Source organism: Rheinheimera texasensis DSM 17496 (genome assembly GCF_000711985.1).
GTDB classification, from domain to species: domain Bacteria; phylum Pseudomonadota; class Gammaproteobacteria; order Enterobacterales; family Alteromonadaceae; genus Pararheinheimera; species Pararheinheimera texasensis.
In genome coordinates, this window is sequence record NZ_JONU01000007.1 from 1,066,976 (window position 1) to 1,090,112 (window position 23,137).

Below are 23,137 nucleotides of genomic sequence, written 5' to 3' on the forward strand. Positions count from 1 at the left end.
AGCGTGTACACCTTAAATTCTGGAGCCCGCTGATGAAACTACGTACTCTCGCCCAACTCTGGCCTGCCAAACAAGTCTCTGACGGTGCAGGCGTTAAAATCCGCCGCAGTATTGGCCTGCAGCCACAGTGGCGGCTTGACCCTTTTCTGATGCTGGATTGTTTTGGCTCCGATGAAGCCGCCGACTATATTGCCGGCTTCCCACCGCATCCGCATCGTGGCTTTGAAACAGTCACATACATGCTGGACGGCCATATGCTGCATCAGGATCACCTGGGCAATCAGGGCCACCTGAAAAGCGGCGGCGTGCAATGGATGACGGCCGGTCGCGGCATAATTCACTCCGAAATGCCACAACAGGAATCTGGTCTGATGCGTGGTTTTCAGCTGTGGCTGAACCTGCCGGCGGCGGAAAAAATGCAGGAACCGGCTTATCTGGATTTAGACCCGGCACAAATTCCGGCTGTGGTTATTCCACAAGGCCAAATCAAAGTCATCGCCGGTACCTTACAAAGCCCGGCCGAAAGCGAGCCACTGCTGCCAGTCACCACAGGGCCAATCCGTGCGGTATCAACGCAGCCTTTATATCTGGACCTGCAGCTGCATAGTGCAGCCACGCTGGCACTGGCCGTACCGGCCGGCCATAACGCGCTGGTTTATCCCTATGAAGGTGAAGTCTGGCTAGGCACCCACCGGGTGCCGCTGCATCATGCCGGTGTACTCACCAACGGTGACAGCCTGGAACTTCGTACTGAAGGCCCGGCCCGGGTGATTGTGCTTGCCGGAAAACCACTGCAGGAACCAGTGGTGCAATACGGCCCTTTTGTGATGAACACAGTGGCAGAGATTGAGCAAGCCATTGCCGATTATCAGCAAGGTAAACTGACAGACCGCGCCGCTAAAGTCCTACAAATTTAAGCTACAGTACCCGGCGCGAAATCGCGCTGGGACATTGTCCGGCCTGCTTGTATAATGCCGTTTTTTGTCACAGGATTTTCCTCATGCAATTAATCGGCATTATCGGCGCAATGGAACAGGAAGTTGCCATCCTCAAAGCGCAACTGAATCAGATTGAAACCACCCGCGTCGCCAGTTTTGAATTTCACCGTGGCCAGTTACAGGGCCGCGATGTGGTGCTGGTGCAGTCCGGCATCGGCAAAGTGACTGCCGCTATCGCAACTACTCTACTAATCCAGTTATTTCAGCCATCGGCCGTGATTAACACCGGTTCGGCCGGTGGTTTTGACCCTGAACTCAATGTCGGCGACATCGTCGTGTCGACTGAATTACGCCATCATGATGTCGACGTGACTGCTTTTGGTTATGAACCGGGCCAACTGCCGCGTCTGCCGGCCGCTTTCACTGCAGATCCGGCTTTAGTGGCCGCCGCGGTGCGCAGTATACAAACACTCGGGTTTTGCCAGACCAAAACCGGCCTTATCACCACTGGTGACGTGTTTATGTGTGATCCGGAGCGCATCAACAAAACCCGCGCCACTTTCCCGCAAATGCTGGCGGTGGAAATGGAAGGCGCGGCGATTGCGCAGGTGTGTTATCAGCTCGAGACACCTTTTGTGGTGATCCGCAGTTTAAGTGACATTGCCGGCAAAGAGTCGCCGACGTCGTTTGAAGCCTATCTGGAGATCGCCTCGAAAAACAGCAGTGCTATGGTGCTGGAACTGCTGCGGCAGTTAGCTTAAACGGCCTGATTTCGTGCCATTCGCTATGCAGCAATATTGGTCTGCCCTGCAGCAAACGCCGGTGTTTGAACCCGGCCTGTTGTTATTACTGACTCTTTTGCTGGCGCGTTACGCCGCGCTGCCGCTGCAATATCAGCCCTGGCCCTTATTGCGGCTGCTCGCAGAACGTGTCGCCGCTAAAGTGAACAAGCCGTCGGACAGCCCGGCGCAGCAGCGCCTGGCCGGCATGTTGGCGCTGCTGGTTGTGATTTTGCCGCTGCTGACGCTGGCCTGGACCTTCCGGCACTTATCTGAATGGCCTGCCGGTTTTGACGCTTTGCTGCTGTACCTTTGTTTAGACCACCGTTATTTCAGTAGTCAGGTCGCCACTGTGGCCGGCAGTCTGCAACGCCAGCAGCTGCAGCTGGCCAAAGACCAGCTCCAACCGCTGCTGCGACGTGATTGCGGTCAGCTCTCTGCAACCGGATTAGCCAAGGCCGGCATCGAAGTGTTGGCGCAGCGTCAGCTGCGACATTTTGCCGCGGTCCTGTTCTGGTTTCTTGTCGGCGGCGCAATAGCTGCGCTGCTCTGGCGGTTAATGGTTGAATTACAGCAGGCCTGGTCTGGTAAAATCAGTCAGCAGCGTGTGTTTGGCAGTGCAGTCGGCAAGGTTGGCCGACTGATGTTGTGGCCGGTTTGCTGGTTACAGGGGGCGCTGGTTGCACTATTGTTCCGGTTTGCGCCAAGTGTGCGGTATTTTCGCGCCAGTCAGCAGGCTGGTTTGCCGGCGGCAGAGCGCTGGTATTTATCGGCCTGGAGTGCTGGGCTACAGCGCAATCTGGCCGGGCCCATGATGTATCAGGGCGTGAAAATCCGTCGCGACCGGATTGGGCCCGAACAGGCGCCGGCACTGGCCGATTTGTTGCTAGCGCAAGTGATGGAACAGCAAATTCTGCGGGCACAATGGTTGTTGTGTTGCAGTAGTGTTGCTTTGATTTTACTCTATCAATGGCCACATTCACTCTGATGATACAGGCTGGACTTTTCAGCAGATTCTGCGTTATGTTCGCCGCCACAGGTCAACAACAGGGCAATCTATTGGCTACAAATATCGCTGGGTTTCGCCACAAATTAAGCCAGTTCCTGCGTTGTTGCCTCTGCAGTCTGTTGTTGCTTCCGGCTGTTTTTGCTAACGAACTGCAAAATCCACCACCGTTATTACAGCCATTGACCACCGCTCAGGGCCTCAGCAGTGGTGTCGTGAATAAAGTCATGATCGACCATAGTGGTTTTTTATGGCTGGCGACTGACCGTGGCCTGAATCGTTTTGACGCCAACCAGATCAGGCAGTTGCCACTGGTCGATGACAGTCAGGTTGAGCTCAATGTATCGGCGCTGTTGGAAGACAGCCAGCGCCGGCTGTTTATCGCAGCGCAGCAACAAGGGCTGTATCTGCTTGACCGCAACACTGCCGCCGCCGAGTTGTTAACCCCACTGCAACAACTGGAAAGCGATACCATTCCGTTGCTACACGATGTGATTGAGCAACAACCGGATTTATTGCTACTGGCCATTAATAAAGCGGTTTATCAGTTGCAGTTACCAGGCCGTCAACTGAAGCAAATCTTTGAGTTTGATGGTGGCAACAGCCTGATGTCCCGGGTGCGGATCTTAAAGAAACTCAATCAGTTGCTGCTGATTGGCACCTCGCGTGGCTTGTTTATTTACGACCTGAAAACTCAACAGCACTGGCCGCTACAACTGGCTAATAGCGGACAAGGCCGCTTTGACAATCTGGTCAGAACCCTTGAAATCATCGACAACCAACTGTATTTGTCGCTCGGTTCCGGCTTGTACCGGCTGAACGAAGCCGAGCTGCGCCTCGCAGCGACACAACAGCTGACGATGACCCCGATGCTGCAGGAGCTGCAGATCAGTAAAATCCTGCCACGCCCACAAGGCTTGCTGTTGGGCACCAATAAAGGTCTGTTCCAGCTCGATCATGGCCAGCAGCAACCGCGATTGTTATGGCGCTTCACTGATAGCCAATACGAAGTGGATCAGGACAGCATTACCGATCTGGCGGCGACACCGGACGGTGGCTTTTGGGTGACGAGCCGCCTGCAAGGTGCGTATTACTGGCATCCGCGCAGCACCCACTTTCAACACCTGAAATTACCAATGCCAGCTGCATCAGGTCAGATACTACAGGCCGGTTATAGCCCCAGAGCTGTGCTGGCGCTGGCTGAAAGTCCGGCCAATCAGTTGCTGCTCAGTACTCTCAACGGCTTAAAACGCTTTGATCTCAACTCAGGCAACCTGACCGATATTCCCTATCCCCCAACTTTACCGGCCAACTTCTCAACCGTTGTGGCGCGAATTTATCCGGACCATGCGGAAAAACTCTGGCTGCGTAACGGCAATGCCTTACATCTGTTTTCTACCCAGACTCAGCAATTCCTGCCACTGCCGTTGCAGGACGAGACGCAGCAATCGCTGATCCAACTGAACGCGCGTGGTCACTGGCGCGATGACGATGGCGTCTTTTGGTTTTACAACGCAGAAGATTATTACCGCTACCAGCCGGCAGACGGCTCACTGCAGGCGATGCCGGAACTCCGCCAGGCCGAACCGACCCACCGAGCAGGCCGCTTTCTAGGGCCACATCCGCAGCACAAAGAGTGGATGTTTTTCAGCGCAGCTGACCGGCTCTGGCTGTACGACCAACAAAAACGCCAGGTGCGGAAAATCTATGAGGCGATGCCATATCAGCCCGGCCTCGCCCGCACCGCAGACAAAATGTGTGTTGATGGCCATGGCAACCTTTGGTTTACCGTGCGCGGTCTTGGACTGCTGAGTTTTGATGGCGCCAGCCTGCAACTGAAACATCATCTGCATAAACAAAATGGCCTGCAAAATAATGCAATTTACTCCTGTGAGGCCGACAGCGACGGACACTTGTGGTTTGCCAGCCAACAGGGTCTGACCCGGTTGGATCCGGACACATTGCGGCTGGAACCTTTTGACAAAGGCGACGGTTTGTCCGGCAGCGATTTCAGTTATGCCGCCAGTCTGAAGCTATCCAATGGTGTGCTGGCCTATGGCACGAATTCAGGCCTGACCTGGTTTAATCCTGCCGAACTGGCCGAGACGGCACAGGCACCGAATATCGCTATTACCGGCATCGGCGCGATGAATCAGGCCACTTCCACGACACTGGACAATCTCGACGGCCAGTCTTTCCGCTTTGCCTACGACAGTCTGGGCATTGAGGTCAGTTTCTCGGCACTGAATTTTCGCGACAGCGATAAAATTCAGTACAAATTCTGGCTGGAAGGCCATCGCGAGATCCGTTTCCCGCAACAAAATAACGCCAGCGTGACTTTCCCGCAGCTTGACCCCGGCCAATACACTTTTCACGTCAAAGCGCTGACGCCGCACAATGGCAAAGAAAGCCAAACCGCCACTTTAACACTTCGCATCGAACCAGCCCCCTGGTATTCGACCACTGCGTTAGTCAGTTATGCCGTGCTGGGCCTTATTTTGCTGTTTATCTGGCAACACAACCGGCTGGCACAAAAACGCTTGTTGGCGCAGGCGCACTATAAAGTGCGCGCCAGCGAACAACGCTTAAAACAGGCACTGGAGGCGGTGAACAGCGGGGTCTGGGATTATCTGGTGCAGAAAAACAGCATGTACGCACAGCGTGTGCATGCCATGCTGGGCTATAGCGAAGAACTGAATCCGCTGTCGATGCAACAACATCTGGCATTGATCCACCCGGATGATCGAGACAGTTATCAGCAAACCTGGCAACGTTTTATTGCCGCGCCGGAGCGCAGCTTTGATTTCACCTTCCGCATGCAGCATAAAGATGGCAGCTGGCTGTGGTTTCGCGATATTGGCAAAGTGACAGAAACCCAGGGCGATAAGGCGCTGCGTGTCATCGGCACCTACAGCAATATCACTGAAACCCGCGCCACCAAAGAAAAAGCCCGCTTGTTTGGCGAAGCTTTCCAGCAAACCCGGGACTGGGTGGTGTTGCTGGACCCGGAACAACGGGTGCTGGCCGCCAATCAGTCGTTTGCTGACGTGTTTGGCAATATGGATGACTATCTATCCAATCCACGTGTGCATGAACTCGGCATCAGTTTGTCGCGCCGGCGTTTTTATACGCGTTTATTAAGCGGCATGACAGCTAACCAGCACTGGCAGGGCGAAGAAATAGTATTGAGCCCGGATGGTACTGAGCGCCCTACTTTGCTCAACATCAGCGCAGTCGGCGACGAAAACGGCGTCGATTTTTATGTCTTGGTATTTACCGATATCACGGCGCAAAAACAGGCCGAAGATGATTTGCGTTACCTCGCCAATTATGACGCTTTAACCGGTCTGCCTAACCGCGCTTTACTGATGGACCGCATTCTGCACGGCATTGAAACAGCAAAACGTGAGAAACGTTCGCTCGCGCTGTGTTTTATCGATTTGGATCGCTTTAAACAAATTAACGACAGTCTCGGCCACGATATCGGCGATATGCTGCTGAAACAAGTCGCCAAACGTCTGACGTCGATTTTACGGCTGACCGATACTGTCGCCCGCCTTGGTGGTGACGAATTTGTTGTTTTGCTGGAAAGCTATAAAAATGACGACAATATCAGCCATGTCGCACGTAAAATGCTGAAATCCATCGCCGAACCCATGTCGCTGGGCGGCCATTCCGTCAGCGTTTCGCCCAGCATCGGCATTGCGGTGTATCCGGAAGACGCCGCTGATGCCACCGAATTACTCAAACATGCCGATGTGGCGATGTATCACGCCAAAGATTTAGGCCGTAACAACTTCCAGTTTTTTATTCAGGAAATGAATGACAAAGCCCAGATGCAATTAGCTCGGGAAACGCGGCTCAGAAGCGCCTGGCAACACAATGAATTCCTAAACTATTACCAGCCGATTTATGACAGCCTGCAGCAAAAAATTGTTGGTGTGGAAGTGCTGATGCGCTGGCAGGATGCCGACCGGCTGGTACCGCCGAACGATTTTATCCCGCTGGCGGAAGATCTGCGGCTGATAGTCCCTATGACACAAGCCCTGTTGGTGCGGGCGCTGGCTGATTTGCAGCAATGGCATCAGGCCGGTTATCCGCTTTACGTTTCAGTAAACCTGTCGCCGCGTCATCTGGAGCAACAAAATCTGGCGCTGGAGACCTCAGCCTTGCTGGCACAGTACCAGTTGCCACCGAGCTGTCTGCGGTTCGAAGTGACCGAAAGTGCGCTGATGCAGGACCATCACAGTGCCATTGCCACTATGCTGGCACTGAGTGAACTCGGCGTGCAGCTGGCGCTGGATGATTTTGGCACTGGTTACTCTTCACTGAAGTACTTAAAAGAGCTGCCGATTGACGGGATCAAAATCGACCGGAGTTTTGTCAAAGACATTGGCATCGACCGCAACGATGAAACCATCATCGACGCGATGCTCAGTATGGCCAGCAGTCTTGGCATGTATTGCATCGCGGAGGGTGTTGAAACCGAACAACAGCTGGCGTTTTTCAGTCAGCGCGGCTGTCATCTGATCCAGGGTTACCTGTTTGGCAAACCGATGGCCGCAGCGCAATTGCTGCAAAGCCTGCAACAGCATTAAACTATACAGCCCTAGCGCCTGTACCGGAGTCGATGGTGCCTGTTTCCCGTTTATATCTGGCTGCGGCCTTGTTGTTACTGGCCGAAGCCTGTTTTGCCGGTATTGGCGCTTTGGTCAAACTGACCAGCGAGTCGGCCAGTCAGGTGCAGGTAGTGTTTTTCCGCAATTTCTTTGCCTTGCTGGTGATGCTGCCATGGATTTACCTGCAGGGGGCGCAAATTCTCAAAACCAAACGCTGGTATCTGCACTTAAGCCGCGCCAGCACCGGCATCATCTCGATGTATTGTTTTTTCTATGTCATCAGCCAGTTACCTTTAGCGCAGGCCATGCTGGTGCTGTTGCTGTCACCTTTTGTCGTGCCGGTTATTGCCCGGTTCTGGCTCAATGAACGCCCCAGTAAACTGACGCTGTTTGCTATTGCGCTGGGGTTTGTCGGCGTATTTATTGCCATTCCGCTGAACGAAAGCCCGGGCAACTGGCTGATGCTGGCGATTGGATTACTGTCTGCGGTGTTGGTCGCGGTGACCAAAACTACGATCCGCTATATGTCCGACACCGAACCCGCAGCCCGCATCGTTTTTTATTTTTCGTTGCTGACTGCCATGATCTCGTTTATTCCGGTGCCATTTGACTGGCATCCATTACCGGCCATCGCCTGGTGGGCTTTTGCCGGTATGGGCGTATTGGCTGCAGCCGGACAGATGGCAATGACCCGCGCTTATGCGCTGGCACCTGCCAGTGACATCGGCATGTGGACCTATAGTAGTGTGATCTTTGCCGGACTATTTGGTTACTTGTTCTGGCAGGAGCCGGTAACAATGGCCTGGTTTGCCGGCGTGCTGATTATCTTTTACGCCGGTTATGTCACCAGCCGGCAGCGCTTGTTCTGAGCGCTGCCAGAGTGCGGTGATTAAAACACCCGGTCATAACTGAGACTAATCGCATTTGCATCGCCATAAGTCTGTTTAAACCAGTCGCCACTGTTGTCTTGCCAATGGTCCAACTGAACTTTCACCGCGGCCGAGGAGCTGACATCAAACCGCACGACAAGAGATGATAACCGGTGTTTTTCCTGATCAGCTTCGTCAGTAAGTTCCAGTGGGTTATCTGCATAGATTTTCTGCTGATAGAGGCCATGCGTCAGATACCAGGTCCAACCATCCAGGCGTTTACCAGCCGTCAGGGTATATGCTAAGTCCCGACCGTATGATTCGGTGCGATCTGAGAAAAACAGCTCAGCACTGACAATCCAATCCTGATAATCAATTAAACCAGATGCACCAAACAACATTTGTTCTGCTGGTGCCGACCAGTCTTCATTGTCACTGACCAGGCGACTTTGGGTATCAGATTTCATCAGCATCAGACGCCCTTCAAACCAGTCGCGGTTCATCAGTAATTCGGCACCGAAAATGTTGCGCCACTTTGTGTCGGTTTCACTGTCGATACCGTTATAAATTTTCATGTAATCATTATCTTTGCGCGTTTCGCTGCCGGCAAAAGTATTGATCAGGCCACTCCAGTCACCAGCCTGAAAACTGTGATTCCAGTTGATGCCGTTGTAATTCACCGCTTCCCAGCCATAAGTTTGTGGTGGCAGGTGCACCCAGGGGTAGGTGAAACTGACATCCTGTTGTTCTGAATAATAAAATAACGGTAAGCGTTTACGGCCCACCTGCAACAAGTCGTTGTCTCCTAGCTGCCAGCCGGCATAGACCCATTCTAAGTTAAGGTCCCAGTCACGAGCCCCCCGGCTCACGACCTGCGCGGTCAGACTAAGCTGATCAGAAATCTGTAAATTCCCCTGCAAACCGACTTTTGAATCTGCCGCAAAGTCCCAGCTGCTGTCGATCACTCCCGACTGGGAAAAGTCAGAAATCATGCACGGGCAATCAATGCCAATTTCATTTTTGCCTTCAATTGAGCCGCTGATCGTTTTGCCAGCAGCCAGAGTCATAAAACCACTCCAGTTAAACTCTGTGGCTTGGGCGTTCGCAACGAACAATGCACATACCAACAACGGCAAAGACCGCTGCATAGGATTTAGCCAATTCATGTTGTTTACTCCGGAAAGAAGATAACCCGCTGTACGCCTCAGAAAGTCGCCAGCACTTTAACTTTATCCGTGACTGAGGCCTTATCGATATACCCAATCACGCTAGGATTCTGGCTGACCAGCTCCAGCATTTCCGCGTCGCTGCTGATTTCTTTTGGCGGGGTGCCTTTGCCGGTGAACACCAGTTTCGACCAATAAGCTTTGATTTGACTACCGGATTTATTCAGCACTTTCTGATTGAACATTTCTGTCGTTTTACTGCCTTCCGGCAAGCCTAAGGGCAATGCAGCCTTACCATCAGGGAAGCTTTTACTACGACCGAGATAAATTTGCGCGATGGCTTCAGGGTTTAATGCCGCAGCATTGGAAGGATGCACCACGACTGCGATTTCTGCCGCCACTGACAGACTAAACAGTGCCAACGGCACCAACAGGATTTTTTTCATCGACTCACTCCACTTTGGCCTTACAACTTTTAACAAGTGTAGACCAGTATTCTGAAGCGATTGAACTGACAGCAAAATTTACAAAACTTGCCCATTTTGGCCCCGGCAGTTCAGGATTTGGCTGCGCAACACTGGTACTTGAGCAGGGTGTCAGTTAAAATACGCGCCATTTTTCCGTCCGACTGTTACAGGCAAATTCTGACCATGAGTAAAAAGCTGCACATCAAAACCTGGGGCTGCCAGATGAACGAATACGATTCATCAAAAATGGCTGACTTATTGGATGCCACTCATGGCTATACCCTGACTGAAGAAGCCGAAGACGCCGATGTAATATTGTTAAACACCTGCTCCATCCGCGAAAAAGCCCAGGAAAAAGTCTTCCACCAGCTGGGTCGCTGGCGCCCGCTGAAAAAGAAAAACCCGAATTTAATCATTGGTGTCGGCGGTTGTGTCGCCTCACAGGAAGGCGCTGCCATCCGCGAACGCGCGCCTTTTGTCGACATCGTGTTTGGCCCGCAAACACTGCACCGCCTGCCGGAAATGATCAACGCAGTGCGCGGCGACCGTTCACCGGTGGTTGACGTATCTTTCCCTGAAATTGAAAAGTTTGACCGCCTGCCAGAGCCAAAAGCCGAAGGCCCGACCGCTTTTGTGTCCATTATGGAAGGCTGTTCCAAATACTGTACTTTCTGCGTGGTGCCTTACACCCGCGGCGAAGAAGTCAGCCGGCCACTGGATGACGTGCTGCTGGAAATCGCCCAACTGGCTGAACAGGGTGTACGTGAAGTCAACCTGCTGGGGCAGAACGTCAACGCTTATCGCGGTGAGACCCACGATGGTCAAATCTGTCATTTCTCCGAGCTGTTGCGCTTAGTTGCCGCCATCGACGGCATCGACCGTATCCGTTACACCACATCACATCCGGTTGAATTTACTGACGATATTATCGAAGTATACCGTGACGTGCCGGAACTGGTTGACCATCTGCATTTACCGGTGCAAAGCGGTTCAGACCGCATTCTGACGCTGATGAAACGCAATCATACGGCGCTTGAATACAAAGCCAAGATCCGCAAACTGAAAAAGATCCGGCCGAATTTGTCGATGTCATCGGACTTTATCATCGGCTTCCCGGGTGAAACCGCTGAAGATTTTGCCCAAACGATGGAGCTTATCAGCAGCATCGGTTTTGATATGAGCTTCAGTTTTATCTACAGCGCCCGTCCGGGTACGCCGGCAGCCGACCTGCCGGATGACGTACCGGAAGAAGAGAAAAAACAACGGTTGTATATCCTGCAGGACCGCATCAACCAGCAATCGCTGCAAATTGCCCGTGGCATGCTCGGCACTGAACAAAGAATTCTGGTTGAAGGCCCGTCGAAAAAAGATTTGATGGAACTGACCGGCCGTACCGAAAACAACCGGGTGGTGAATTTCGAAGGTACGCCTGATATGATTGGCCAGTTCGTGGACGTGCGCATCACAGACGTATTCACCAACTCATTGAAGGGCGTCGTGGTTCGCACTGAAGCCGAGATGGGCCTGCGCCGTGAAATATCGCCGCAACAAATTATGGCGCGCCAGCAAAAGCCGGATAGCGCGCCAAATGCCTTGGGTGTAGCGACTTATCAGCCTTGATCCAAAGACATAAATACGGCAGTCTTTAGTTTTCCCCAGCAAGTCCGGTTTTTCTGCCGGACTTGTTTTATCTGACGATGAGAGAAGGACATTTGGACAACCCAATCAGTAGCCTCGAATTCAACTTATCCCCGGCCGATCATCAACGCCTTGCCTTGCTGTGTGGGCCTTTTGACGACCACCTGCACCAGATTGAACGCCGTTTCCGCGTACAAATTCAAAACCGCGAAGACAAATTCCGTTTACTCGGCCTGACCGAGCAGCTGCCTTTAGTACGTCAGTTATTGGAAAGCCTTTATCTGGATACTGTCACTGCGGCCGGTAAATTGCAGCCGTTAACACCTGAGCAAGTGCACTTAGCGCTCAGCAGCATTGAAAACCCAAACTCACTGGTCAGCGTCGATGCCGGCACGCAGGAAGTGAGTATTAAAACCAAAAAAGGGTTGATTAAAGGCCGCAATGCCAATCAAAGCCGCTATGTCGCCAATGTGCTAACCCATGATGTAACTTTTGGTATTGGCCCCGCCGGTACCGGCAAAACCTATCTGGCGGTCGCCTGCGCCGTCGATGCGCTGGAAAAACAGCAGGTCCGGCGTATTGTGCTGACCCGCCCTGCCGTCGAAGCCGGTGAAAAACTCGGTTTCCTGCCAGGCGACCTGACGCAAAAAGTCGACCCTTACCTGCGTCCTTTATACGACGCTTTGTTTGATATGCTCGGTTTTGAAAAGGTCGAAAAATATTTAGAGCGTGGCACCATCGAAATCGCGCCACTGGCCTTTATGCGCGGCCGCACCTTAAGCGATGCCTTTATCATTCTGGATGAAAGCCAAAACACCACAGTTGAACAGATGAAAATGTTCCTGACCCGGATTGGTTTTAATTCCAAAGCGGTGATCACCGGTGATGTGACCCAGGTGGATTTGCCGCGCGGTCAGTATTCGGGCCTGAAACACGCCATTGATGTGTTGTCTCAGGTCGATGCGCTTAGTTTTAACTATTTCACTGCCAAAGATGTGGTACGCCATCCGGTCGTGCAAAAAATTGTCATGGCCTATGAAGCACACGACAAAGCCGTGGCAGAAGCCAAAGCCGCAGCGCGTGCCGCTGAACAGGCATTGGCAGCAGCGCAGGAAGCAGCCAATCAAGAAGCGCCTGCCGCGCCCGCAGAAAAACCGGCGCGCCGGCGCAGCAAAGAGGTATAAATGGCGATTATTCTGGATTTACAGCAAGCCAGTACAGCAACAGATTTACCAACCGAAGCCGAACTGCAACGGGTGCTGGACGCCGCAGTAACACCTTTTCAGGCCGATGCGGAAGTGACTATCCGGATTGTTGATGAAGCGGAAAGTCAGCAATTGAACTTTGATTATCGGGAAAAAGACAAACCGACCAACGTGCTGAGTTTTCCGTTTCAGTGTCCACCCGGCATTGAACTGCCGCTGCTGGGTGATTTGGTGATTTGTGCCCAGGTGGTAGCCCGTGAAGCGGCAGAGCAAGGTAAGACGCTGCAGGCGCATTGGGCGCATATGGTGGTGCATGGCAGCTTGCATTTGCTGGGCTTTGACCATATAAATGAAGCTGATGCCGAGGAAATGGAAGCCGAAGAGATCCAAATCCTGCACGACCTTGGTTTTCCCAATCCTTATCTGATTGACTGAACATGGAGCTGATCTGAAGTCATGAGTGACGACAATCCACACTCGGGACGCGGTTCTGCCGCGAAATCCTGGCTAGAACGCATTGCCGCGATTTTTACTGCAGAACCCCAAGACCTGACTGATTTAGAAGCCATTATTTCTGAGGCCAACACCAGGCAGCTGATCGACACCGATACTAAAGGCATGTTGCAGGGTGTGTTGGCAATTTCCAAAATGCGCGCCCGCGACATCATGGTGCCGCGCTCACAAATGGCCACTATCGATATCGACCAGCCGCTGGAAGAATATCTGCCAATCCTGTTGGAAAACAATCATAGCCGTTACCCGGTGGTCAATGAAGATAAAGACCATATTGAAGGCATTCTGATTGTCAAAGACATCCTGCAATACGCGTTAAAACCACAGACCGAATGGCAGTTACGCGATTTACTGCGCCCGGCGGTGATTATTCCGGAGAGTAAAAGAGTCGATGCCCTGCTCAAAGACTTCCGCCAGCAGCGTTACCACATGGCCATCGTCGTCGACGAATATGGCGGCGTGTCGGGTCTTATCACCATCGAAGATATCCTCGAACAAATCGTCGGTGAAATTGACGACGAACATGACGAAGTGGAAGGCTCAGATATCCGCAAACTCGGCAGTCATGTGTATTTAGTCAGTGCCTTAACACCACTGGATGAATTTAACGAGGCTTTTGCCACCGGTTTTGATGAGGCAGAAGCCAGCACCATTGGTGGTATTGTACTGCACGCCTTTGGCCATATGCCGGTGAAAGGCGAAAGTATCAATCTCGGCGGTCTGACGTTTAAAGTCAATAAAGCCAATAGCCGCCGGCTGGTGCAGCTACAAGTGATTAAACCTAAAATCGAAACTACCCATGACGAGTAACGGCGCCACAGGATAAATTCAGTGCTATTCAGAATCTCTGCCCGGACCGGGCTCACGAGCCTGCTGCTGATTGGCGCAGGTCTAATCAATACTTTTGCTTTTGCACCTTATGACTGGCACACGCTGCCGTTGTTGACCCTGACCATTCTGGCGGTGGCACTGCGTCAAAGCCAAAGTCCGGCGCAGGCCGCCTGGCTGGCGTTTTGTTATGGCCTTGGCTGGTTTGGTCTTGGCGTCAGCTGGGTACACGTCAGTATCGCCACTTTCGGCGGGATGCCACTGATTGCCAGTCTCGGCATTATGGCGCTACTGGTCGCTTATCTTTCGCTGTTTCCGGCGCTGGCCGCTTATCTGGCAGCACGCCTTGCTAAAGGCCAACCCAGTTACTGGCCTTTACTGCTGGCTGTGTGCTGGACCTTTGCCGAAAATCTGCGTTCCTGGCTGTTCACCGGCTTTCCATGGTTATCAGTGGGCTACAGTCAGACCGATGGCTGGCTCAGCAGTTACGCCCCACTGATTGGCGAAACCGGTATAACTTTTATCCTGGTATTCGCAGCCGGCAGCTTTGCTGCTTTTTTCCGCCTGTCACGCAAACGCAGTCGTTTGAATCCACCTGACAGTCCAAACAACCTGCTGCAGCGCAGCGAGCAGGCTCAACTCGCCGTCGTCGTGTTATCGCTGGCACTGGCGCCAGTGCTTAACGTATTAAAAGGCTGGCAGCCAACGGGCGCGCAGGCCAGTGTCGCGCTGGTGCAGGGGAACATCCGGCAGGAGCTGCGCTGGGCACCAGAGCAAGAACTGCCGACGATGAAAAAGTATATGCAGCTGACACGGCCACAGCTTGCCAATCGTCTGGTGATTTGGCCGGAAGCAGCTATCCCGCAGCTGGAACCGGATGCACAGGCGTATTTGTTTAATCTGGACATGCTGGCAGCGGAAAATCAAGCGGCCGTTATTAGCGGTATTCTTGATGTAAAACGCAATGGCGATGCCTACAATGGGATGATTGTGCTTGGCGATACCGGCGTGAAAGGCCAGATTTATCATTATGAAACCCGCAATCGCTATCAAAAACATCACCTGCTGCCGATTGGTGAGTTTGTGCCATTCGAGCGCTTCCTGCGTGATGTTGCACCATTTTTTGACTTACCCAACAGCTCCTTCGCCCGCGGCGAATGGTTACAACCTAATCTGCAGGCCAAGGGTTATCAGCTGCTGGCGGCTTTATGCTTTGAAATCGCTTTTCCGCGTCAAATCCGCGCCAATTTCAGCGCTGACACCAACTTATTACTGACCGTCAGTAACGACGCCTGGTTTGGTGATTCACACGGCCCCTGGCAACATCTGGAAATTGCCCGGATGCGCGCGCTGGAATTTGGCCGGCCGCTACTGCGCGCCACCAACAACGGCGTGACTGCGGCGATTGACGCTGATGGCAAAGTACTGGGCCAGCTGCCGCAGTTTCAGGATGGCGTTTTAACGCTGGATGTGCCGTTAACGCAAGGTCGTACGCTGTATAGCGTGGTGGGCGACTGGCCGCTGTACCTCTTGTGCCTTGCCGCAGCAGCAATGCTGTTCTGGCGCAAGCGCCAACTGACTGTCAGTACAAGCAGCAATGCACCGACGCAACCCGCTGCACCTGCAGAGACAGCGGATGTTTCGGTCAAAACGACTGATGCCACATTTACGGCAGATCAGCCGGAGGCAAATACAGCGCCAAAAGATCGTATCGAACCGCATTTCTAAGTCGCGCCCTCAGCTCTCATCAACGAAGCCGCTAAATTAGCGGCTTCTTGTTTTATTCAGCTTCCATCCAGTTTCAGCCAGTTAGTCTGCGGTCAAGTCAGTCGGACTTTTTCGGAGAATTTTATGAGCAAGATGATGATGATTGGGTCTATGTTAGGCGCTGCCGCTATTACCGCTTTAGGTGCAGTGGCCACCAATTACAACAGCCAAAAAGACAGTCAGCCGCAATGGGTTGAGATCGTCGGCAGCAAAGCCTTAACCGAAACCAGCACTGAACCGCAACAACAATGCACCACGAAAAAAATCGCCAAAACCGCCCCGGTTGAGGACCAGCACGAAATTGCCGGTACTGTGATTGGTGCTGTGGTGGGTGGCGTGCTCGGTAATCAGGTCGGCGGTGGTTCCGGCAAAAAACTGGCCACTGTCGCCGGTGCTGCAGCCGGCGGTTATGCCGGTAAACAAGTACAGGAAGACATGCAGCGTAAAGATGTGAGCTACGAGGAGCGGCAAGTCTGTAAAACGGTGCAAAAGACTGTGGAGAAAACTATCGGTTATGAAGTGCGTTACCTGCACGATGGTGAGCTGAAAACCACACAAGTGAGCCAAAAACCCACAGGCCGGATGTTATTACAGGATGGCAAGCTGATGGCGGTGGAACCCGCAAGTTCCTAACAGTTTTTGCAGTTCCCGGCAGCGCTCTGGTCATCAACAGCTAGGGCGTGTTGACGTTTGGTGGTTGAGTTTTGTTCGAGTTGGTGGCGTTTGGGGCGCGAAACGAGGCGCGTGGCATAGTGATTCTATGTGAGCAACGAGTGACAAAGCCCAAAGCGCCGCCAAACGAACCCGCAGGGCAGCGTTTGGCAGCTCTTTCTGCTGCGTTAGTGCTCGTTTGTGTAGAATTACTACACGGCTCTCGCACTGCCTTGCATAAAAAGCTGCCAAACTGCTGCAAAAACAAACACCAAACATCAACACGCCCTAGTTGGCTGACTCCATTTTTGCGAGGCAAAGCAGGAAGTACCCGATGCAATCTCAGCACAACAACAATAACACTGCAGAGCAACCTATTCAGACCGTGGTGATTGTCGGTGGTGGCAATGCCGGTTGGCTGACCGCCGGACGCATTGCGGCTAAACATAACTGTCAGGCCGGAGCGCTCCGCGTCGTGCTGATCGAATCCCCCGGTGTGCCGCCGATTGGCGTTGGCGAAGGCACCTGGCCAACGATGCGCAGCACTTTACTGGCGCTTGGCATCAGTGAAACCGAATTTATCCGCGAATGTGACGCCACTTTTAAACAAGGCGCTAAGTTTGCCCGTTGGGTCAACGGCGCGACCGACGATTTTTATTACCATCCGCTGGTGCTGCCGCAGGGCTTTGGCAAAGCGGATATGGCGGCGTATTGGCTACACGGCAAAACCGCGGCCGATCTAGCCGGCCCGCTCAGTTCCTTTTCCAACGATTTATGTTATCAGGAAGCCATTTGTGAGCAGGGGCTGGCACCGAAGACCATCCGGCACGCTGAATATGCGGCGGTTGCCAATTACGCCTATCACCTGGATTCCGGCAAGTTTGGCCTGTTTTTGCAGCGCCACTGCATCGAAAAACTCGGTGTGGAACATATTCAGGATGACGTCATTGCCGTGCAAAGCGCTGCCAATGGCGATATTGCCGCTGTGCAAACGCAAAACCATGGCCTGATCGCCGGTGATTTGTTTGTCGATTGCACCGGCTTTAAATCACTGCTGCTCGGTGAGCATTATCAGGTGCCGTTTAAGCGCTGCGACGACGTGTTGTTTATCGATACGGCGCTTGCGGTACAGGTGCCTTATCAAAACCCCGATGCGCCTATTGCCTCCCATACCATTTCGACCGCACAGGATTGTGGCTGGATTTGGGATATTGGCCTGCAACACCGCCGTGGGGTTGGTTATGTCTATGCCAGCCGCTATTGCACGGAACAACAGGCGCGCGACACTTTAGCGGCCTATGTCGGGCCGAAAATCGCTGACCTTGCGGTGCGCAAGATCCCGATTGTCAGTGGCCATCGCCAGCACTTCTGGCAAAACAACTGTGTCGCGGTGGGCTTGTCAGCCGGTTTCCTCGAACCTTTGGAAGCCTCAGCGCTGGTGCTGGTGGAAATGTCCGCGCAGATGATTGCCGAACAATTGCCGGCCACCCGTGGCGTGATGGATATAGTCGCGCGGCGTTTTAATCAAACCTTTTTATACCGCTGGGACAAAATCATCGATTTTCTGAAGCTGCATTACATTCTGAGCCAACGCGATGACAGCGCGTTCTGGCGCGACAACCGCGACCCGGCGACGATTCCGCAAAGCCTGCAGGACCTGATGCAGCTGTGGGCGCACCGTGCACCGGGCGATTTGGATTTCACCAGCAATAATGAGGTGTTCCCGGCGGCCAGCTATCAGTATGTGCTGTACGGCATGGGTTTTCGCAGCGACACCACCAGGTTGCAGCATCAGCTGAATAATTGGGATTTCGCCAAGGCTCAGTTGCAGCAAAACCGCAAAATGATCGATCAGGCGCTGACGTCACTGCCGACGCACCGCGAGCTTATCAACAAAATTCGTCAGTATGGTTTTCAGACCATCTGAGCAGCAGGAAGGCAAATCATGGCTCATTTAGTTGCAGTAGAACCGGCCCGGCATCAGCATTTGTATGTGGTGCCGGAGCAGATTGAAACCCATGCCGCCGGGCAAAACCTTATTCCGGTAGTGCCAGCCGAGCTGACCCATGTGGCGACACAGCTGCCGTTGGTGCTGGCGAAAAATGGCCAGACCGGCCAGTTCGTACTTGCAGCGCTGACGGGGTTTGCGCCAAATGAAAACTTAATGGTGCAGCAGGGCCAATGGCAGGGGATGTATCTGCCACTACAAATCCAGCGCCAGCCATTTTTTGTCGGCAAAGCAGCGCCGGAAGCCAACGATTATGTGGTCTGTATTGATTTGGATAGTCCGGCCACCGGTCAAACCCAGCCAGTACCGGCCGGCGCTGAGCCGCTGTTTTTAGCCGATGGCAGCGAAACGGACTTCTACCGGCAGGCCAAACAGCGGCTGGTGCAGCTGCTGCAGGGCGAACAGCAACGCGATGCGCTGATTGAAGCGCTGCTGCAATGCCAGCTGTTGCAGCCGATGTCACTCGACATCACTTTTGCCGATCAAAGTACCACCCGACTAAACGGCCTCTACACCATCGATGCCGACAAGCTGGCGGCCCTGGCGCCAGAGCAGGTGGTGCACCTGCATCAACAGGGGCATTTGGCGGCGATCTACGCCATTCTCGGATCGGCCGCACAAATCTACGGCCTGATCGCGCGTAAAAATCAGCAGTTAGTCGGCTAAACCGATGCAGAGCGCAGCTCCTGTAGTGCCCAAACCAGCGGTGGTATGTCAGCTGATTGGCACCGAGCAGACGCCGTTATTGGTGATTGATCAGCTGTTTCCCGCGTCGGATTGGTTATGGCAACAAGCACAGCACGGCGTTTATCAGGCCGACCCGGCCAATTTTTATCCGGGTGTGCGGGCGCCGACGCCACAGTCATATCAGGACGCGCTGCAAAACCTGTTGCCCCTGCTACAACAAGTGTACGCACCACAGGCGCAGCAAGTCCGGGTGCTCAGTTCGGCGTTTTCGCTGGCCTGTACGCCACCGGAGCAGCTAAAACCTATTCAGATGCTGCCGCATTTTGATACGGTGGAGCCGCTGCAACTGGCGATGGTGCATTATTTGTGTGATGCCCGGCAGGGTGGTACGGCATTTTATCGCCATCGTTATACCGGTTTTGAACGGATCAGCGCGCAGCGTCTGCAAAGTTATGGCCCGGTGTTAAAACAACAAGCGATGGCTGCCCGGCTGCATGAAGCGCCGGGGTATATGCAAGGCAGTACGGCGCTGTTTCAGCAAATTGCCCAGGTCGATGCCCGTTTTAACCGGGCGGTAATTTACCCGGGTAATTTGTTGCATTCGGGGGAGATCAGGCAAATCACGGCGCAAGCGGCAGATCCGGCGCAGGGCCGGCTGACCATCAGTAGTTTTTTGCAATTATTTTAAAAATATTTACGCTGGCACTGGCGGATTTTCCCCGGCTGTTTCGTCTGTCTTTACAGCGCAGATTCGTTGCAAAGAACAACAACTGTGAAGTCTTGGCCTGACTACCAATAAAAAAGCAAAAAAACGGGGAAAAATGTCAAACGATTCATTGTTTTATAAAATCTATCTGGCATCGCGGCGTGGCATTTACCGCGCGGTGTCGAGGATAGTGCCGCCGCACGAAATCGAAGATATCGTGCAGGAAACTTATGTGCGGATTTGCCAGATTGAAGATAAGACGCAAATCAGCTCGCCGAAATCTTTTATGTTTACCGTTGCGCGCAATCTGGCGCTGGATTATCACAAACAGGCCAATGTGCGCCATGTGGACCATGTAGAAGACGCTGAACTGTTGGACCAGCTATTATCTGACAACTGCCGGGACGAAGTGTATGACCAGGTGTTGTCGGGTAGCGAGTTTGGCCATTTTTGTGAAGCGGTACGGCAGTTGCCACTGCAATGCCGCAAAGTATTTGTATTGAAAAAGGTTTATGGTTATTCGCAGCGTGAAATTGCGGCGAATTTGCGCATCAGCGAAAGCACAGTAGAAAAACATATCGCCACCGGCTTAAAAAGTTGCACGCTGTTTATGCGTAAAGCAACAGGTGGTGAAACCGGACAGGGCCAGCAACTCGCGAAGCGACAATCAAGAGGAGGATCCTATGAGTAATATTCACCAGATCCATCTGCAGTCGAAACGCCGGCAATCATTGCTGGAAGCGCAGCGTCTGGAGCAGGCCTGTGAGTGGATCGCCCGGCTGGACCGGGAACTGCAAGATGAAGAAAAACTGGCGCTGCAGCAATGGCTGGCGGCGTCAGCGCTGAATCAGCAAGAGTTATTAGCAGTCGCCAAACTGTGGGACAAAATGGACGCGCTCAGCCGGTTGTCGGCATTGTTCCCGGCGGTGGAGCCGAAGATCAGTCAGCAGCGCCGGCCACTGAGTGGTTTGGCAATGGCCGCGTCTGCAGCGGCCCTGCTGCTACTTGGCGCGCTGTTCTATCGTGGTGACCTGAGCCCGCTGAATACGACGCCAGCTTCTGCGGTAGTGGCGATGCAAGCGACTTATCAAACCCGTATCGGTGAAAACAATACCATCGAGCTGCCGGATAAAAGCAAACTGGTGCTGAATACTAATAGCTTTGTGGTGGTGCGTTATACCGCTGGCGCCCGCGTGATTGAGCTGCAGCGCGGAGAGATCAATATCGACGTGGCACATGATACCTCCAGGCCGCTCAGCGTGATTGCCGGTGGCAAAATCATTCAGGCGGTGGGTACGGCTTTTAACGTCGATCTGCGCCAGGACCATGTCGAACTGATTGTCACCGACGGCAAAGTGCTGGTCGGCAGCAATAGTGATAAAGAGCTGCCGACAGCACAGACGCTGGCCAAGCGTCTACCGCAATCGTCGTTGGCGATCTCCAAAGGCGAACGGGTTGATCTGGACCCTCGTGGCAAAACTCGCGAACAGGTGCAGAAAATCGATGCGGTGGAACTTGCTGCAAGCCTGTCTTGGCGCTCCGGTAACCTGATTTTCCGTGGCGAAAATTTACAGGATGCGCTGGCTGAGATCAGTCGTTACACCGATATTCAGTTTGAACTGGCCGATGATGCGAAACTGAAAAAAATCCATGTCGCCGGTATGTTCAAAACCGGAGATGTCGACGGCTTGCTGGAGATCTTCCGCAGCAATTTTAATATCAGTCATGAACGCCTGAGTGGCGACAAAATTCTGCTGAAATACGCGGGTTAACCGTCAGGGCCGGACCGGTATCAAGCGGTCCGGCCATTGATATTCAGTAGCCAGGTTCCAATACGAGGAAAATATCCGATGACGCAGTCCGTCACTGGCGCGCAGTCGCGCCCGCATGTTGTTTATGCTGCCAGCTCCGGCGGCACGCTGTTGTATATCACTTTTATCTCAGCAGTCGCCGCGATTGGCGGTTTCCTGTTTGGTTTTGACTCTGGCGTGATCAACGGCACAGTCACTGCGCTTAGTAAGGCGTTTCAGTCAGATGCCGTTGCCACTGGTTTTAACGTGGCGTCGGTGTTACTGGGCTGCGCGCTCGGCGCTTTACTGGCAGGGCCGGCTGCCGATCGCTTGGGTCGCAAACCCGTGATGTTAATCACCGCACTGGTGTTTGCCATCAGCGCCTGGGGCTCGGGTGATGCTGACTCTGCGACTGCATTTATCTGGTACCGTCTATTAGGCGGTCTGGGTATTGGCGCGGCCTCCGTATTGGCGCCGGCCTATATCTCTGAAGTGGCGCCGCCGGCTTACCGCGGCCGACTGGCGACTTTGCAGCAATTAGCAATTGTACTGGGCTTGTTTGCCGCTTTTGTCAGTAATTATCTGATTGCCGCCAGTGCCGGTAGTGCCGAAGCGCTGTTCTGGCTCGGTTTGCCGGCCTGGCGCTGGATGTTCTGGATGGAATTGTTGCCGTCGTTGTTGTTTTTACTTGGCGTGTTTTTTATTCCGGAATCGCCGCGGTATCTGGTGGCACAAGGTCAGCTGGTGCAGGCGCAACAAGTATTCAGCCGGATCTGTCCGGGTAGCGAAGCAGAACAAATTGCGTTGGTGCAGCAATCTTTGGCCGGTGAAACCAAACCGGGTCTGGCGGATTTCCTGATCGCTGGCAGCCGCAAACTGCAGCCGGTGATCTGGATTGGTATTGCATTGTCGGTATTTCAGCAGTTTGTTGGGATTAACGTGGTGTTTTATTACGGCGCGGAATTATGGCAGGCTGCCGGTTTTGACGAGTCGCAGTCGTTATTTATCAATGTGTTGGCGGGCACTACGAACATTGTGTCGACTTTTATTGCCATCGCACTGATAGATAAAATTGGCCGCAGACCCCTGCTGCTTGTCGGCAGTCTGGGCATGTTTATCAGCCTGACTGTGCTGGCGATTTTGTTTGGTACCGCTGGTTTGGACGACGCCGGCAAACTGCAACTGACGGACCAGACAGGTTTGGTCGCCCTGGTGACTGCCAATTTATTTGTGGTGTTTTTTGGTATCAGCTGGGGGCCGGTGGTCTGGGTGTTACTTGGTGAGATGTTTAACAACCGCATCCGTGGCGCCGCATTGGCGGTGGCAGCCAGTGCACAGTGGCTGGCGAACTTTGCTATTACCATGACCTTTCCCATTTTACTGGGGTCGGTTGGTCTCGCCGGGGCTTATGGCTTCTATGCCTTCTCAGCCATGGTTAGCCTGTGGTTTGTGCTGCGTTATGTCGGTGAAACGCGTGGCAAACAGTTAGAAGAAATGTAA

The 23,137-nt window shown here is 53.3% G+C and carries 19 protein-coding genes; 17 read left to right on the forward strand and 2 right to left on the reverse strand.

The features are described from left to right. Positions 1-32 precede the first annotated feature (32 nt). The 5 genes from Q399_RS0104945 (at position 33) to Q399_RS0104965 (ending at position 8,211) form a co-directional block, all read left to right on the forward strand. Positions 33-917 carry a pirin family protein gene (locus tag Q399_RS0104945; protein WP_031566231.1) on the forward strand — a complete coding sequence of 295 codons (885 nt, stop codon included), beginning with the start codon at positions 33-35 and terminating at the stop codon, positions 915-917. A gap of 83 nt (positions 918-1,000) precedes the next feature. Then, positions 1,001-1,699: a 5'-methylthioadenosine/S-adenosylhomocysteine nucleosidase gene (mtnN, locus tag Q399_RS0104950; protein ID WP_031566233.1), complete on the forward strand. Its 699-nt coding sequence runs from the start codon at positions 1,001-1,003 to the stop codon at positions 1,697-1,699. Between the two features lie 13 nt (positions 1,700-1,712). Continuing rightward, positions 1,713-2,705 carry a cobalamin biosynthesis protein CobD/CbiB gene (locus Q399_RS21400; protein WP_157836224.1) on the forward strand — a complete coding sequence of 331 codons (993 nt, stop codon included), beginning with the start codon at positions 1,713-1,715 and terminating at the stop codon, positions 2,703-2,705. 143 nt (positions 2,706-2,848) lie between these two features. Beyond that, positions 2,849-7,321, forward strand: a complete 4,473-nt coding sequence (locus tag Q399_RS0104960; RefSeq protein WP_245612830.1) for an EAL domain-containing protein — start codon at positions 2,849-2,851, stop codon at positions 7,319-7,321. A 35-nt stretch (positions 7,322-7,356) separates the two neighbouring features. Continuing rightward, the gene (locus Q399_RS0104965) at positions 7,357-8,211 is read left to right on the forward strand and encodes a DMT family transporter (RefSeq protein WP_245612831.1); all 855 of its coding nucleotides are present in this window, start codon (positions 7,357-7,359) and stop codon (positions 8,209-8,211) included. Positions 8,212-8,231: 20 nt separating this feature from the next. On the opposite strand, the gene Q399_RS0104970 is transcribed toward Q399_RS0104965, so the two are convergent. Next, positions 8,232-9,377 carry a hypothetical protein gene (locus tag Q399_RS0104970; protein ID WP_157836225.1) on the reverse strand — a complete coding sequence of 382 codons (1,146 nt, stop codon included), beginning with the start codon at positions 9,375-9,377 and terminating at the stop codon, positions 8,232-8,234. Between the two features lie 38 nt (positions 9,378-9,415). Next, positions 9,416-9,823: a type 2 periplasmic-binding domain-containing protein gene (locus Q399_RS0104975; RefSeq protein ID WP_031566242.1), complete on the reverse strand. Its 408-nt coding sequence runs from the start codon at positions 9,821-9,823 to the stop codon at positions 9,416-9,418. 204 nt (positions 9,824-10,027) lie between these two features. Between Q399_RS0104975 and miaB the strand changes: the two genes are divergently transcribed. From miaB to Q399_RS0105040, 12 genes are all read left to right on the forward strand, one after another. Continuing rightward, positions 10,028-11,464, forward strand: coding sequence for a tRNA (N6-isopentenyl adenosine(37)-C2)-methylthiotransferase MiaB (gene miaB / locus Q399_RS0104985; protein ID WP_031566243.1), 1,437 nt, complete (start codon positions 10,028-10,030; stop codon positions 11,462-11,464). A gap of 92 nt (positions 11,465-11,556) precedes the next feature. Further along, the gene (locus Q399_RS0104990) at positions 11,557-12,666 is read left to right on the forward strand and encodes a PhoH family protein (RefSeq protein WP_051685809.1); all 1,110 of its coding nucleotides are present in this window, start codon (positions 11,557-11,559) and stop codon (positions 12,664-12,666) included. Next, a complete protein-coding gene (ybeY, locus tag Q399_RS0104995) occupies positions 12,667-13,122 on the forward strand; it encodes an rRNA maturation RNase YbeY (protein ID WP_031566245.1) in 456 nt (151 codons plus the stop codon). Between the two features lie 21 nt (positions 13,123-13,143). Beyond that, positions 13,144-14,010, forward strand: coding sequence for an HlyC/CorC family transporter (locus Q399_RS0105000; RefSeq protein ID WP_031566246.1), 867 nt, complete (start codon positions 13,144-13,146; stop codon positions 14,008-14,010). A 21-nt stretch (positions 14,011-14,031) separates the two neighbouring features. Then, positions 14,032-15,756, forward strand: coding sequence for an apolipoprotein N-acyltransferase (gene lnt / locus Q399_RS0105005; RefSeq protein WP_245612832.1), 1,725 nt, complete (start codon positions 14,032-14,034; stop codon positions 15,754-15,756). 123 nt (positions 15,757-15,879) lie between these two features. Continuing rightward, a complete protein-coding gene (locus tag Q399_RS0105010) occupies positions 15,880-16,428 on the forward strand; it encodes a glycine zipper 2TM domain-containing protein (protein WP_031566248.1) in 549 nt (182 codons plus the stop codon). Positions 16,429-16,780: 352 nt separating this feature from the next. Then, positions 16,781-18,373: a tryptophan halogenase family protein gene (locus tag Q399_RS0105015; protein WP_051685751.1), complete on the forward strand. Its 1,593-nt coding sequence runs from the start codon at positions 16,781-16,783 to the stop codon at positions 18,371-18,373. An 18-nt stretch (positions 18,374-18,391) separates the two neighbouring features. Further along, the gene (locus tag Q399_RS0105020; protein WP_031566250.1) at positions 18,392-19,120 is read left to right on the forward strand and encodes a SapC family protein; all 729 of its coding nucleotides are present in this window, start codon (positions 18,392-18,394) and stop codon (positions 19,118-19,120) included. Positions 19,121-19,124: 4 nt separating this feature from the next. After that, complete coding sequence (locus Q399_RS0105025) at positions 19,125-19,829, forward strand: DUF6445 family protein (RefSeq protein WP_051685752.1); 705 nt, start codon at positions 19,125-19,127, stop codon at positions 19,827-19,829. Between the two features lie 133 nt (positions 19,830-19,962). Next, positions 19,963-20,538, forward strand: a complete 576-nt coding sequence (locus Q399_RS0105030; RefSeq protein ID WP_037045548.1) for an RNA polymerase sigma factor — start codon at positions 19,963-19,965, stop codon at positions 20,536-20,538. Then, the gene (locus tag Q399_RS0105035; RefSeq protein ID WP_031566253.1) at positions 20,531-21,619 is read left to right on the forward strand and encodes a FecR family protein; all 1,089 of its coding nucleotides are present in this window, start codon (positions 20,531-20,533) and stop codon (positions 21,617-21,619) included. Before Q399_RS0105030 ends, Q399_RS0105035 begins: the two co-directional genes overlap by 8 nt. 78 nt (positions 21,620-21,697) lie before the next feature. Continuing rightward, the gene (locus Q399_RS0105040) at positions 21,698-23,137 is read left to right on the forward strand and encodes a sugar porter family MFS transporter (protein ID WP_031566254.1); all 1,440 of its coding nucleotides are present in this window, start codon (positions 21,698-21,700) and stop codon (positions 23,135-23,137) included.